General features: G+C 40.0%; 11 protein-coding genes. 6 read left to right on the forward strand and 5 right to left on the reverse strand.

All coding sequences use genetic code 11. The features are described from left to right. Positions 1-256 precede the first annotated feature (256 nt). Complete coding sequence (locus E7K77_RS07300) at positions 257-2,755, forward strand: S-layer homology domain-containing protein (RefSeq protein ID WP_316603810.1); 2,499 nt, start codon at positions 257-259, stop codon at positions 2,753-2,755. A gap of 243 nt (positions 2,756-2,998) precedes the next feature. Here the strand turns inward: E7K77_RS07300 and E7K77_RS07305 are convergent, their stop codons facing one another. The 3 genes from E7K77_RS07305 to E7K77_RS07315 form a co-directional block, all read right to left on the reverse strand. Continuing rightward, positions 2,999-3,229: a hypothetical protein gene (locus tag E7K77_RS07305; RefSeq protein WP_004698256.1), complete on the reverse strand. Its 231-nt coding sequence runs from the start codon at positions 3,227-3,229 to the stop codon at positions 2,999-3,001. 9 nt (positions 3,230-3,238) lie between these two features. Then, on the reverse strand, positions 3,239-4,072 hold the full coding sequence (locus tag E7K77_RS07310; RefSeq protein WP_316097876.1) for a metallophosphoesterase: 834 nt from the start codon (positions 4,070-4,072) through the stop codon (positions 3,239-3,241). Between the two features lie 75 nt (positions 4,073-4,147). Next, the gene (locus tag E7K77_RS07315; RefSeq protein WP_004698244.1) at positions 4,148-4,921 is read right to left on the reverse strand and encodes a DUF4931 domain-containing protein; all 774 of its coding nucleotides are present in this window, start codon (positions 4,919-4,921) and stop codon (positions 4,148-4,150) included. Positions 4,922-5,038: 117 nt separating this feature from the next. Here E7K77_RS07315 and E7K77_RS07320 point away from each other — a divergent pair, with 117 nt between their 5' ends. From E7K77_RS07320 to E7K77_RS07330, 3 genes are all read left to right on the forward strand, one after another. Next, complete coding sequence (locus tag E7K77_RS07320; protein ID WP_227037291.1) at positions 5,039-5,560, forward strand: 8-oxo-dGTP diphosphatase; 522 nt, start codon at positions 5,039-5,041, stop codon at positions 5,558-5,560. 203 nt (positions 5,561-5,763) lie between these two features. Beyond that, entirely contained in the window at positions 5,764-6,861 is a 1,098-nt protein-coding gene (mutY, locus tag E7K77_RS07325; RefSeq protein WP_316097878.1) for an A/G-specific adenine glycosylase, read from the forward strand. A 16-nt stretch (positions 6,862-6,877) separates the two neighbouring features. Next, a complete protein-coding gene (locus E7K77_RS07330; protein ID WP_120054955.1) occupies positions 6,878-8,059 on the forward strand; it encodes a metallophosphoesterase in 1,182 nt (393 codons plus the stop codon). A 97-nt stretch (positions 8,060-8,156) separates the two neighbouring features. Here the strand turns inward: E7K77_RS07330 and E7K77_RS07335 are convergent, their stop codons facing one another. Then, entirely contained in the window at positions 8,157-9,512 is a 1,356-nt protein-coding gene (locus E7K77_RS07335) for a class II fumarate hydratase (protein ID WP_325306152.1), read from the reverse strand. Positions 9,513-10,092: 580 nt separating this feature from the next. On the opposite strand from E7K77_RS07335, the gene E7K77_RS07340 reads away from it, so the two are divergent. Together E7K77_RS07340 and E7K77_RS07345 are read left to right on the forward strand one after the other, a co-directional pair. Then, positions 10,093-12,171, forward strand: coding sequence for an OPT family oligopeptide transporter (locus tag E7K77_RS07340; RefSeq protein ID WP_012864880.1), 2,079 nt, complete (start codon positions 10,093-10,095; stop codon positions 12,169-12,171). An 11-nt stretch (positions 12,172-12,182) separates the two neighbouring features. Further along, entirely contained in the window at positions 12,183-13,028 is an 846-nt protein-coding gene (locus E7K77_RS07345; RefSeq protein WP_316689722.1) for a hypothetical protein, read from the forward strand. Between the two features lie 92 nt (positions 13,029-13,120). Here E7K77_RS07345 and E7K77_RS07350 read toward each other — a convergent pair whose 3' ends face one another. Next, positions 13,121-14,506 carry an S-layer homology domain-containing protein gene (locus E7K77_RS07350; protein ID WP_316689723.1) on the reverse strand — a complete coding sequence of 462 codons (1,386 nt, stop codon included), beginning with the start codon at positions 14,504-14,506 and terminating at the stop codon, positions 13,121-13,123. Between the last annotated feature and the right edge of the window lie 144 nt (positions 14,507-14,650).

Below are 14,650 nucleotides of genomic sequence, written 5' to 3' on the forward strand. Positions count from 1 at the left end.
ACTATGCTATTAATTTATAGTATGATGAATTTGGTAGATTTTTTATTTATTGATAAAATTGATATTTTTATCGATTTTATTAAAAATTTCGTTTACTTCATTTAATATTTAAAGTACAATAATAGTTAAGGATAATGATAATACATTATTTAATAACGGACATATTTTATGGTGAGTTTTGTTGAATATATATTATAAATGATAATATATTATCCGTTGTATTTATAATTTTAGATGTAGGGAGGAATAGTAAACGATGAAAAGCAAACAAGTTGCATTATCATTGGCAATACTACTTGCGTTAGGCACGGGAACTGTATTACATGTAGAAGCACAAGGAAATCCGACAGAGTATTCACGTCACTTTGGTGATGAAAACACGGTTACCAGTGACCATAGTTTGGCAGTAGGCTTCAGAAATACGGTATCCGGTTCGTATTCAACTGCTGTAGGTCAGTCATCTACCGCATCTGGTGGAACCTCACTGGCTATCGGACGAAGTGCGCAGGCAACCGCTAATAATAGTAATGCTATCGGTCGGAGTGCACGGGCGGAAGGCGAGAATGCCACTGCAATAGGCCATGGATCTGTTTCTTCTGGACGTAATTCAAATGCCTTTGGTTCATCCGCGAAAGCATCTGCTGAAGGTTCTACTGCAGTTGGTAATAGTACAAAGGCTAATGGTATTTCAAGTACCTCTACTGGCTTTAATGCTGAGGCATCTGGTAATTTCTCTTCAGCATATGGTAATGATGCTAGAGCAAAGGGAAATCGTTCAGTAGCTGTTGGATATAATGCAAAAGCTGAAGAGAGTGCAACTGCTGTAGGTAATAATGCTAATGCTGGTGCTGCAAATGCTGTTGCACTAGGTTCAGGTAATACGATTACTGCACGTGGTGGAGTTGGAATTGGTAGCAGTAATTCTGTCTCTGGCATTGATTCTGGCGCTTTTGGGGTTAGAAATAACGTAGCGCAAGCAAATACATATGTACTGGGCAGTAATGTGACGTCAACACAAGGAAATAGTGTTCTCTTAGGCAATGCATCTACCGATAGAGCTACCACAACAGAAACACAAGCTAATATAAATGGTATTAACTATTCCGGCTTTGCTGGGGTAGGGTCAGCTCGTAACGGCGTTACGAGTGTTGGTGCATCTGGTAAAGAACGTCAGGTGATTAATGTAGCATCTGGGAAAGTATCTTCTGATAGCACGGATGCTATAAATGGTAGTCAATTATATGCAGTAGCAAATACAGTGGGCGGAATTCTTAATAATCACAATACATTAATTCAAAATAATATTAATGAAATCGATAAAAATAAAGAAAAAATTGCCGACAATGAACGAAAATTAAAAGATCATACAGATGTCTTACAAAAACATGAAGATATTTTAAATGGACATAGTCAAGAATTAGAAAAACATAATAAATTAATTGTAAATCATGATAATCAAATTACTCGTTTAACTAAAGAAAATCTTCGTCAAGATGCTGATTTACTTCGTCATGAAGATCAAATTCAAAATCATGACATTCAATTAAAAAATCAAACTGAACGTATGAATAATCAAGAAAAACGTATTGACAATCAAGATAAGCGTTTAGATTATTTAGATAATCGTGTTGATAATCATGATGCTCGAATTGAAAATCATAGTGAGCGTATCGAAAGTCATGAACGTCGTATTGAATATAATAAGACTTTAGCCACAGAAGCATTAAAAGAAGCTAAAAAACATACTAGCATTTCTGCAGGTAATAATGTAACTGTAACTACAAGCACAAATGCTGCTGGTGGTACTGATTACAAAGTATCTGTAGATAAAGTTAAATTTGGTAATGTTTCTTTGGACAATAAAGGTCTAAATAATGGTGGCAATAAAATCACTAATGTAGCCGATGGTGAAGTATCCGCTACATCTAAAGATGCCGTTAACGGTAGCCAATTGTATCAAGCTACTAGCGGTATTAGTAATGGTGTGAACCTATTAAATAGCAAAATAGGAAAAGTTGGTGCTGGTGCGGCTGCATTAGCGGCTATTCATCCATTGGATTTTGATCCTGATGATAAATGGAATTTTGCGGCTGGTTACGGTAACTATGCCGGTGAAAATGCGATGGCATTAGGTGCTTTCTACAGACCAAATGAAGACACTATGTTCAGCGTAGCTGGATCCATGGGTAACGGTGAAAACATGGTCAATGCCGGCGTTTCATTGAAATTAGGTCAAAAAAATGGTGTATCTACTTCTAGAGTAGCTTTGGCTAAAGAGGTTCAAGACTTAAAGGCCATTGTAAAAGCCCAAAATGTAGAGATTCAACAAATGAAGGTATCCATGGGAATGGCACCTCAGTATGACAAGAAAGATGTGAACTTCCCTGATATACCAGCTAATCATTGGGCTTATGAATATGTAAAAGACTTGGCTGATAAAGGTCTTGTTGAAGGCTATCCTGATGGCGAATTTAAAGGCAATCGTGCGATGACTCGTTATGAGTATGCTGCGATCATTTACCGTGCTTTACAATTGGGTGCCCCAATTGATGGCAAAATGGGGCGTGCGATTAACGAATTTAATCCTGAATTGGCTCGTCTTCGTGACTTGGATCGTACTCGTGTGGATCGAATCTCTGGTAAAGACAATGATCGTCATAAGGTAGAACGACTTCGTGTAAACAATAAAGACAATAAGCAAACTAATGATTACAGAGATGTTTACGGTAGTCATATCGAGCGTAATGCGAAGTAATTACTTGTCTTGAAATAACCTTTTAAACTAAAAGGAAGACAACAAAATAGTTCTTTTATAAACTAAAGAAAAAACAAAAGAGGCCGTGATAAACAGCCTCTTTTCATCTAGCGGATAGTTGAGTTAATAACAATCTGCACTTTCAGAAATCAGAAATTATGATCCTTTTCTGGAGTGCAGATTATAGTCAACTATCCGCTATTTTATTATTTTGTTCAATTAATTACATTATTGATGGCGTTATTAAAATGATTTTTTACCTAGTGTAGGGTGGCTACAACGTTTTAGTGTTAGGGTATCAATCATATGGACTGCTTCGTCCAATGTAATATCTTCGCGCTTCGTTGGTGTTTCTAGGACTGCTAACGGATGCTCCGTGCCTACCTCACCAGAAGGCAAGTAAATATATTCTTGGTTAACATTGTCACCAAAGATATAGCCAGCTTGTAAATGTTCTTTATGAATACGACTCATGGTCTCTCCTTAGATAATTTGCTTTAGCTTAAAATCTAGATAGTCTGCAGATACCAACTCTAGTTTTGTCGTACCAAATTCCTTTGGAATCCGGTTAAAAGAAATTTGATCGTGTAAGTGGCCAAAAATGCAGATATCTACGTTATATTGCTCCATGAGATCCGTAAAGCCCGAAGGTGCGTTGGACTCGTTAAATGGAGGGTAATGTAGCAACAATAACTTTGTTACAGGAATATTCTCTATATCTCTAATTGAATCAGGTGTTGGTGAATAGGACTTTTTAGAACCGGATGATTCTGTTATACAGACCTTTGTTTCCGTCCTGAGTTCCTCAAGTACTTTATGTATTGCCTTATCCATTTCCTGTAGTGCTGCTTCGGTACGCATCAGTTCTCTATCGTAAATGGATTGGTCCGTTTCTGGGGAGAAGTGGGAGTCTCCAGGACAGAGGTAGGCGCGCGTTCCACCGAATGCAATAAGGCGCGGCCCTTCTTCGGTTTGGATAACTTCTGCGGTGCCGTGACCTTGTATAAAGGTAATAGCGTCACCCATGAGATTATGCATCTTGTTTGCTGATGCCCACCAATAATCATGGTTGCCACGAATCATATATTTTTTACCAGGTAAAGATGCAATTTCTTGTAAATCGCAGGCAGCTTCATTGAGACGGAGCGCCCAGCTCATGTCACCTACGAGAAAGACGATGTCTTCATCGCTTACATTGGCATTCCAATGCTCTTTGATGCGGGACCAGTGATCATTCCAGTGCGGGCCAAAAATATCCATCGGCTTCGTCGGAGGATGGCCAGATAGATGGAGGTCGCCGATGGCAAATACTTTCATAAAAATCCTTTCAATTATGTATGGTTAAAACCATATAAAATAATATATCAAATTATATACGGTATATGGTTAGAGCTATTTAGTAGCTTGAAAATAAGGCGTAATATCGTGCTTGATTTTAGCAGCTCGTCCCTCATCACAAGTTTGAGGAATTTTGTAGCCTACATAGAGGGGCGTCGTTACATAACGCGCCACTACCTTGATGTAATCATAGCCGTCCTCAAGATTATATACGAAGTAATTATAGGACTGGCTAAAGTTTGCTACACTATGCAATACATAGCGCAAAATTTGCTGTAGTCGAAGGGCTACAGTACGAACCGGTGCATCTGGTTTGAAGCGAATGTTGTACTCAAAGAACCCGATAATCGGATGGGTAGACAAGGTGATGCGTACATCTTGATCCTCGTGCAAGAGCCAACCCTCCATATTTTGGGCCGTAATATCTTTATGGTAATCGTAATTCTCAAGCCCTATGATTTGGCTGTGAGGATGGCGAATAGAGCCACCGGACATATAGCCATAATTTTTGAAGAAGAGTACGGATTTAAACTCTTTACGTTGACGAGTTTCGCGCCATTTATCGAGACCAAATTGGAGAATGTGGGCGGCTTCGTCTGTAGGTAAGGTAGAAAATTCGCCTTCGTCAGTTTCCGTTTCGATAATGACGGTAGGCCAAGTTTTTTCTAATACAGGATACTTGTTCATGAGCCATATAATATGACCTGATGTATCGAGAATATCCGTTAATTTGGAACGATCACAGAAGGGACAACGCACTTGTTCATTGCGAATATTGACGGGCTTTGTTCGTCCTAATTCGATATTAAATCTAAGTGGTTTGTTCATCATGTGCCTCCTTCCTTGTAAGAAATTCTATACTCTTAATCATACCACAACTAGCACATTCGTACATGAAATAATGGTATAATAATAGTGTGTTATTTTTGTGACTAAGGAGGCCCTATGAAACCAACGACGCTCGTATTTCCCATTGATGAACAAAATCGTATATTGTTAGGGCGTAAGAAGCGTGGTTTTGGGGCTAATAAATATAATGGTTTCGGTGGTAAACTTGATGATGGTGAAAGCTTCCGAGAGTGTGCCATTCGTGAACTCTATGAGGAATCTGGCCTTCAAGGACGTGTCGAAGACTTAGAATGTGTAGCGGCTTTTGATTTTCAATTTCCTTTTGATGAGAGCTTAACGCACGTAAGCTATGTGTATTTCTTGCGTACTTTCACAGGTACTGTAGAGGAAACAGACGAAATGGAGCCTCATTGGCTAGAACCGAATCAAATTCCTTATGAACATATGTGGGATGGTGACCGCAGATGGTTGCCGATGTTGTTAGAAGGTAAGAAATTAAAAGGACCTATTGTGTTTGGACGAGATAATAATATGGTGGATAAGATGGATTTGACCACTGTTGATACCGTTCTTGAAAGCGAACACTTGGCGCGCATTGATTTGTATATTAATGGCTGATACGTATAGATTATTTGCGTTATATTGTCGAATATAGGTATTCTTTATACTATGCCGACGAATTTTAGTGTATACCTATTTAATTATTAACATAAATTTACTAACATCAAGATGATGGTTTGGTGGATTTTAAAATGTAAAAAGGGGCTATATGACCATGAGAGTGGTAATATGCTCCATAATTTATACTATTTTGAGGTAATATGACTGATAAAAAGAACCCAAAGTGGGTACCACAGCTATTGGCGTGGTATGATGTGCATAAACGGGAGTTGCCGTGGCGCGATTGTGGGGACCCTTATAAGATTTGGGTTTCCGAGGTGATGAGCCAGCAGACGCGCATTGAGGCGATGAAGCCTTATTACGACAACTGGATGCGTCTATTCCCAACTTTGGAAGACTTGGCAAAGGCTTCCGAAGATGAGGTGGTTCATGCTTGGCAAGGGCTTGGTTATTATAGCCGTGCTCGTAACTTGCGCCTCGGTGTAAAGGACGTAGTTGAAAATTACGGCGGTATCGTGCCTCACGATCGTAAAACCATGGAGTCCCTAAAGGGCGTAGGTTCTTATACGGCTGGGGCTGTACTATCTATGGCGTACAACGAACCAGAAGCGGCTGTAGATGGCAATGTATTGCGCATCTATGCTCGTCTATATCGCATCTTTGACGATATTTTAAGCACTAAGGGTAAAAAGACTATTACAGCCATCGTGGAGGAGACTTTGCCTCACGATCGACCTGGTGATTTTAACCAAGCCTTGATGGACTTTGGCTCTGCTGTGTGCATTCCAAAAACGCCGCGTTGTGGGGAATGTCCTATTGTAAATATGTGCGCTGCCTATCAACATGAAGATACAGATAAACTGCCTGTGCGCATCAAGAAAACAAAGGTAGTAGAGGTGCCTTTATTCGTGGGCATCTTGAATTATAAAGGCTATTATTTGTTGCATAAACGGCCGAATCGTGGACTTTTACGGTCCATGTGGGAATTTCCATCTGTGGAAATGGTATCTGCCTTTGAGGACGGAGAACGAGGCCTTGAGGAATTAGTTCAGCCCCTTGGCTTTGAGTTATCTTTGCAACCAGTACTTGTGAAAGAAATAACACATATTTTCTCTCACCGAAAATGGTTTATGAAAGCATTCCGCGGTGATTTAACGTACACAGGGAATGCGAATAATATATCGATTGCAGATATCCAACAGCAATTGCCAAAGGACTGGATGCTCATCAAGCGTGATGAGTTCTCCGACTATGCTTGGGCGGGTCCTCATGGTAAATTGACGGAAATCGCAAAATAATTTGTAGGAGTAATGAATGAGAATTCTATTTAATATTACTTTTTCTGCCATCCTCCTAATAGGGTTGGTAGGATTTTGGGCTCTATTCCTCAACTTGTGGAAGCCCAAAAAGAAATGGCCTGCCTGGGTGGGCTATATAATCATTATCGGTGCGTGGTTTGCTGCTATCCGATACTATATACTCAATCAAGTGGATTTATATGGTACGATGTACTATCCTTTGATGAATATGTTCCGTACCGAAAGCTACGGATTCCTTTTTGGCGTATTTCTAGCGATTCCTGTATTTATCATACTTAGTCTATTATATTGGACAATCAATAAGATTTGGAGCAAAACACCAGAGGAAAATAGAACAGGCCGTCGTACTTTTTTTAGAACTGCTGCAACTATAGTGCCGTTGGCTACTATCGGTGGTTCTAGCTATGCTGCCTTTGCAGGTCAACAAGAGGTAGTAGTAACTCATGAAAGTTTTGGCTACACGAACCTACCACCTGGTTTGAAAAACTATAAAATTGTACAACTTAGTGATATTCATATAGGACCGAGTATCGACTTAGATGACTTTGATGAAATCCTGAAACTTGCACTTTTACAAAAACCTAATCGCGTTGTTATCACTGGCGACCTTATTGATAAGCTTGCATGGTTGCCGCAAGTCTGTGAAAGACTGACAACCTTCGCAAAACAAATCCCTGATGGTGTTGACTTTATCTTGGGAAATCACGAGTATCATCACGATGTAAATAAGGTACTGGATTCACTTAAACGAAATACACCTATGAATATTCTCGTGAATAGTAATATTCAAATCATGGGTGGTAAACAACCTGTATATATTGCGGGCGTTGCGTACGATAACGATCGTAAAAAGGATAACCGAGAAGCCATGATTAACAAAGCTTTATCTGGAATTCCAGACTATGCCTTTGTTATCCTATTGGCCCATCACCCTGAATTCTTCGAAGAATCTATTGAACGTAAAATTCCATTGACTCTATCTGGTCATACACACGGAGGTCAAATCGTATTCATGGGCATGCCATTAGTACCAACGGGCACACCATATACAAAAGGTCGCTATGTACAAGAACAAAGCGTGTGCTATGTTAATAATGGTACAGGACACTGGTTCCCAATCCGTATCAACTGCCCACGAGAAATTACAGTCATTACATTCTTTGATGGAGTGGCGTAATAAATAGAAAACCCCGATACATAATGTATCGGGGCTTTTTCCGTTCATTTGAGGTATGAGAGGATGTTACAGATATATCATAGAGATGTGAGAGATTTTATTTCATGCGAACTGCTTCAGCAAATTCGTCTTCGGTCATGAGTTTTTCTTCCAAGATGATTTCTTTAATAGAGCAACCACGTTTGTACGCTTCTTTTACCACCTTAGCGCTCTTATCGTAGCCGATATATGGTGTTAAGGATGTAGCAATCATGAGGGATTGTTCTACAAAGAAGTTGAGTTTTTCAGGTACGAATTCTACACCGTCGATACAGTGTGTTGTGAACGAATTCATAGCATCTGCAAGGAGGCGACAGCTTTCAACAAAGTCATAGATCATGATAGGCATGTACACGTTCAATTGGAATGCACCGCTACCTGCACAGAGTGTCATAGTCGTATTATGGCCGAATACTTGGGCGCATACCATGGTCAAGGCTTCACATTGTGTAGGATTTACCTTGCCTGGCATGATGGAGGAGCCCGGTTCGTTTTCAGGAAGATGCCATTCGCCATAGCCACAGCGAGGGCCAGAGCCTAAGAAGCGCACATCGTTAGCGATTTTGAATAGGGTAGTCGCTAATGTGTTAAGTGCACCGTGAGCCATCATAAATGCATCTTTCAAAGATAGGCCTTGGAATTTGTTATTCTTAACACGGAATGGAGCGCCTGTTACCTCTGGCAATACAGTTTCCATAACGTCTAGATAGCCCTTAGGTGTGTTCACACCTGTACCGACCGCAGTACCACCGAGTGCTACGTCGAGTAGGTGGTCAGCATTTTGAAGGAGCATAGTTTTGGCAGTTTTTAGGCCGTCCACAAAGGCGCTAATTTCTTGGTCTACCATGATAAAAGTAGCATCTTGTAGATGCGTACGACCAACTTTTTGCAATCCTTTTCCTTTTTTCTGCAATTTTTCAAAGGATCCGATAAGGCCGTCCAATGCAGGAATTACGCGTTTTGTAATTTCAAAGTACGCACAGATATGCATTGCCGTAGGAAATGTATCGTTTGTACTTTGACCGCGGTTTACATCGTCGTTAGGATGAAGCGGATTGCTTTCATCTAACTGTTTAGCCCGGTGAGCGATTACCTCGTTCACATTCATATTCGTTTGTGTGCCAGAACCTGTTTGGAATACAGTTAACGGGAATTCTTCATCCCATTTGCCGTCTACAATCTCATCTACTACTTGAGCGATGAGTTTCGCTTTTTCCTCAGTTACTGCGCCACACTTTGCATTGGTTAAAGCACATGCTTTTTTTACAAGCGCAAGCGATTTGATTTGTTCAATAGGGATGCGGTGGTCACCGATCTTAAAGTTATTGAACGAGCGTTGCGTTTGAGGTCCGTAAATTCGTCTAGCGTCGACTTCGACTGGTCCCATTGAATCGTATTCAATTCTTGTTTCCATAATGTTTACAACCTCCTTAAAAGACATGCCGACTCTATTGTCGGTACTTTAATTATATAAAATCCTGTATATTTGTACAGAATAAAAGAGAATGATTTCTATTTTCATATAATTGATAGGTGTATATGCATAATGCGCATATAAGAAAGGGGACGCATATTGCGCACTCCTTTTCCCCATACCTTTATGATTTCAATCTATATGTAAGATTGATAATGCGTTATATGTAGAAAGATTATAAATAAAATATTTTATTTGGTGAATAATGAAAGGTCTATTCTTATAGTAAGACGATTAGGTATATATTAGCGTGGTGGTCCTACAAAAACGACTTAGCGGCCCCACGGAGCGGGGTGGGTGGCTTTGGAGGCTTTTGGAGGGCTACCACGTCTAATAAAGTGTTTAGGGTACAGAATAGACCTTTTAAGATATCTGTTGGAGGAAGCTAAATTTATAATCTTTTATATGTATACATTATAAATATCGCATATATATTGAAATCATCGCTTTAACACGATAAAATGAAAGTAGCTTAGTATATTGTTTTAAGTTTATGATTTCACAGAGGAGGTAAGTACTTATGAAACATGACTTTACGAGCCATGACCTTCATCTGCCGGAACTGACGTTACGTGGGATGCTACTTGGTGCATTGATTACTGTTATTTTTACAGCATCTAACGTATATCTTGGTTTGAAGGTTGGTTTGACGTTCTCGTCATCCATTCCGGCTGCTATTATTTCAATGGCGATTTTGCGTTTTTTCAAGGATTCTAACGTTCTTGAAAATAACATGGTACAAACGCAGGCTTCTGCCGCTGGTACATTGTCCGCTATTATCTTTATCTTGCCAGGTTTACTCATGCTTGGGTATTGGAATGGCTTTCCATTCTGGCAAACATTTTTGCTCTGTGCCTGTGGTGGTTCTCTAGGTGTATTATTCACCATCCCATTGCGTCGTGCCATGGTAGTGAATAGTGATCTACCATATCCTGAAGGCCGTGCAGCAGCAGAAATTTTAAAGGTTGGCTCTCACAATGGTGAACAAGGCCCTCAATCTAGCTCCGGTATGACAGACATTGTGTCCGGTGGCTTTGTAGCTGGCCTTATTAGCCTTTGTGCAAATGGTTTCAAAGTGCTTGGCGATAGCATGAGCTTCTGGATTCCTGTAGGTAGCAAAGGGATTACTCAAATTCCTTTGGGCTTCTCTACAGCGTTGTTAGGTGCTGGTTATCTTATTGGTATCGCTTCTGGTATCGCTATCCTCGTTGGTGTACTCATCGCGTGGGCTGGCTTCGTACCTTACTTCACTAATATGTTTGCTCCAGATGGCGGTGCTACTGCCAAGTTTGCAATGGCTGTTTGGAAATCTAAAGTTCGTTTTATCGGTGCTGGTGCTATCGGTATTGCTGCGATTTGGACTTTGATTACCTTAATCAAACCTATCATCGAAGGTATGAAAATTTCTGTTAAATCCATGAATAGCAGCTCCGCAGAACGTGAATTGCATCGCATGGATACAGATATGAGTACAAAATCCGTTTTAGGTGTATTCATACTTATTCTTATTGGCTTAGTATTTACATTCTGGGATTTCGTATCTGTCGTACCTATTAGTGCAGGTTTAATGTGGACACTCGTTGTAGTAGGTATCGTAGTAGCTTTATTGATTGGCTTCTTCGTAGCTGCAGCATGTGGCTATATGGCAGGCCTTATCGGTACATCTGCTTCTCCAATTTCTGGTATCGGTATTTTAGCGACTATTATTTCTTCCTTAGTTGTATACTTTATCGCAGCGGAAAATAATTTATTTGCTACACAAGAAGGTGTTCAGTTCGCTACTGCTATGGCTATCTTTATGACATCCGTAGTTATTGCGATTGCATCTATTTCTAATGATAATTTACAAGATTTGAAAACTGGCCAACTCGTTGGTGCTACACCTTGGCGTCAACAAATTGCCTTGTTACTTGGTTCTGTAGCCGGTGCCATTGCAATTGCTCCAGTTCTTAACTTGCTTTATCAAGCATACGGTTTCACAGGTGCGTTACCACGTGCTGAAATGGATCCAAACGCTGCATTATCGGCTCCTCAAGCGACTTTGATGACTACCATTGCGCAAGGTATCTTCAACTCTAGCATGGATTGGGATTATATCTTAATCGGCGTTGGCGTTGGTGTTGTGGCAATTATCGTCAACTTGATTCTCAAGAGCACAACTGCTACCTTAACATTGCCTCCATTGGCTGTTGGTATGGGTATTTATTTACCACCTACTTTAGAAGTACCACTTATTATTGGTTCTTTCATCAGCTACTTCGTAGGTCGTTATCTTGTAGCTCGTGCTAAAATGCGTGCCGGTGAGCTTGCTGACTACGATGTAGAGCAATCCAATCGCCGCGGTGTTCTCTTTGCTTCTGGTCTGATCGTTGGTGAAAGCTTGATTGGTGTAATCATAGCTGTTATTATTGTATTGTCTGTTACAACTGGTGGTGGGGAAGCTCCACTTGAATTAGTAGGTCCTGAATTTGAAAGCACAGCACAATGGTTAGGATTGCTTGCATTCATATTCGCTGGTCTCTATCTTGTTCGCCGTGTTGTTACACACAAGTTCAATAAAGAAGAAGCTCTTGCTATGAAAGCTGAGCAAGAACAATAAGAGGTTAAACAATGAAATTAAAACAGTCTGTACTCATCATTATGGCTGCTGCATTGCCAGTAGTCTCCTTCGCAGCAAGCGAAGTAATACCTGTAACACAAGATACTGTAAATGTACAAGCAAATCAAACAAATGCGAAACGTGTAAATCGTAATGATTTAACATATCGTATTTCTAGTACTGCTACACCTGAGCAGAATCGTGCGTTGCGCTCTAAAGCGTCTAAAGTAGATCGTAATGCAGTTGAAGTGGTAGCTCCAAATGCGGACCGTTATATGGATCGTAAAGAGGTTGCTGTATCACCTGTGGAATCTACTACAGATCATTTGGATTTAGTATTCCCAGAGGTTAAATCTGTTAGCCCTGCGGTAGAAAAAGCAATCAATACGACCATCAAAAAGTATGTTTCTAAAATACAAAATGATGTAGAAAAGTTAAATGCTAAAGAATCTGATAAAACAAATGTAGTTATGTACTATGATGTTAAAACAGATAAAAACGGTATTTTCAGCGTATTGATTCATACATATACAATGCGTGATCATGATGCCAATGGTGTAAACTATGTAAAAGGCTTCACATTTAACACCACAACAGGTCGACAATTGTCCTTGTACGATCTTGGTGGTCTTAATAAAAAAGAATTGGTGAATGCGATTAATAATAATCAAGATGTGAAAGATAAATTAGGTGGCGATGTAAGTATCGATAAAATGCCTACTGAATTCTACACAACAGATGATTATTCCGTTGTAATGATCTTGCAACAAGACGTAGATTCAATCCATAGCGCAGGTACGGTATATGTACCAGTTGGTATCTTGCGTGACCGCGAAAATGATGTAACAAAAAAATAATCGAACTGTGTAAATTCGATTATGTGTGTATAGTAACAGCTGTTTAATTGTGAAAAGAACCGCTCCTAAGGGTGCGGTTCTTTTTTTCTATGTTATTGTTTGTCGTTATAATAGTTTACGCGCGGTGGTAATGGGAATTGAATATTTCCGTCTGACTTTGTAAGCGGTTCTGGTGGTAATTGTAAGAATACATTATCATGGAATTTCTTTTTAAATGCTTTCAACGTCGATTTTTGAATAGAATCAACGGTAATGAGAAGGGCACTCGTATCAGTATTTGGGGAGATGGAAAGAATCTTTCCTTGAGGTTCTTTTTGTTGGTAAAGGGCAATGGCATCGGATTGATACTCTTCTAGTTGAGCCTGATTTAATTTACCTTTTGATACGACTACAGTTCTATCTAGCTGTGGATCATGTGCCTCTGTAATTGCGTTGGAGACGAGGTCAGTTTTCTTTTGATCTGTTAAAGATGCATGTAATTGGCCTGCCTCCCAGAAGAGGGCCCCGTCTTGACGGAATTTGGTGAAATCATTGCCATAGCCTAATGCTTTGTCGATGATATTAGCTGTTTTGTTTTCTACTTGTTGCTTGAACAATGTATTGTGGAAGGCAAGTGCTTGTTCTGTTTGTGTCATGCGGTACGCAATTTCCGCTGCTTCTGCACGAGTTACATATTTTTCAGGGTTAAACAATGTACCTGGAGCGTAGTTTGTGAACCCAAGATAGGCAAGCTCGCGAACGGCATCTTGTGCCCAAGGAGCCACAAATTTTTGGTCTCCATAGGCTATATTATCAAGAACTGTTGGGTCTTCAGTGGTATATCCTAAGTAATGGATATAGTTATCTGCTACTACCGCAAACTCTTGGCGGGACATATATTTTTCTGGTTTATATGTGTCATCGCCATATCCGCTGATGATATTCTTGCGCGCTACAGATTCAATAGCAAGAGCAGACCAACGGTCAGATGTAATATCTTTAAATTTACTTGATAAAAAGGCGGCCGTACCATCATCCGTGATATTGTTGAAGAGAGCTGCTACTTCTTCACGTGTCATAGGTTGGTTAGGTCGGAATGTACCATCGGAATACCCCTTCATTAGGTTTGCTTTTGTTACAGTGCTAATCGAGTTAGCCGCCCAAAAATCACTAGGCACATCTGTAAAGATGTGGGCGCGGATTTTTTGAATATCTTGAGGTGTACCAATAGAGGTGTTTACAATTGCAGGTGATGCAGTATTAGTAGATTTAATTTTAGCTGTTTCGATTTTGGTTGTTTCCGTTTTAGTAACATCCATTTTAGCTACTTCTGTTTTAGCTACATCTGCTCTAGTAGTTTCCATTTTAGTGGCTTCAACAGTAGTTGCAGGAGCATGAGTTGTAGTGGTTGTGTTTGCAGAAGCAAAACCAAGGCCTGTTGTAGTCAATAATGTGCCGAGTACGAGGGCACGTAATGCGTGAGGGGTATTCTTGTACATAAAAATCCTTCCTAATCATGGTAAAGGCTAGCGCTTGATAGCCGTAGAATATAAACTTTCACCAGCATAAAAAGCTATATCCGTCGCATCAAAGTCAATTAGTTGGCATGCATAGTGATATACAACAAAGCAGCGTAGTACTGT

It is taken from the genome of Veillonella parvula (genome assembly GCF_032577575.1).
Classification (GTDB): Bacteria; Bacillota; Negativicutes; order Veillonellales; family Veillonellaceae; genus Veillonella.

What these genes read in the sequence shown, in the direction of transcription:
- E7K77_RS07335 (WP_325306152.1), bottom strand. Translation starts at nt 9,512, where the DNA reads ATGGAAACAAGAATTGAATACGATTCAATGGGACCAGTCGAAGTCGAC.
- E7K77_RS07300 (WP_316603810.1), top strand. Translation starts at nt 257, where the DNA reads ATGAAAAGCAAACAAGTTGCATTATCATTGGCAATACTACTTGCGTTA.
- E7K77_RS07320 (WP_227037291.1), top strand. Translation starts at nt 5,039, where the DNA reads ATGAAACCAACGACGCTCGTATTTCCCATTGATGAACAAAATCGTATA.
- E7K77_RS07340 (WP_012864880.1), top strand. Translation starts at nt 10,093, where the DNA reads ATGAAACATGACTTTACGAGCCATGACCTTCATCTGCCGGAACTGACG.
- mutY (WP_316097878.1), top strand. Translation starts at nt 5,764, where the DNA reads ATGACTGATAAAAAGAACCCAAAGTGGGTACCACAGCTATTGGCGTGG.
- E7K77_RS07315 (WP_004698244.1), bottom strand. Translation starts at nt 4,921, where the DNA reads ATGAACAAACCACTTAGATTTAATATCGAATTAGGACGAACAAAGCCC.
- E7K77_RS07350 (WP_316689723.1), bottom strand. Translation starts at nt 14,506, where the DNA reads ATGTACAAGAATACCCCTCACGCATTACGTGCCCTCGTACTCGGCACA.
- E7K77_RS07305 (WP_004698256.1), bottom strand. Translation starts at nt 3,229, where the DNA reads ATGAGTCGTATTCATAAAGAACATTTACAAGCTGGCTATATCTTTGGT.
- E7K77_RS07330 (WP_120054955.1), top strand. Translation starts at nt 6,878, where the DNA reads ATGAGAATTCTATTTAATATTACTTTTTCTGCCATCCTCCTAATAGGG.
- E7K77_RS07310 (WP_316097876.1), bottom strand. Translation starts at nt 4,072, where the DNA reads ATGAAAGTATTTGCCATCGGCGACCTCCATCTATCTGGCCATCCTCCG.
- E7K77_RS07345 (WP_316689722.1), top strand. Translation starts at nt 12,183, where the DNA reads ATGAAATTAAAACAGTCTGTACTCATCATTATGGCTGCTGCATTGCCA.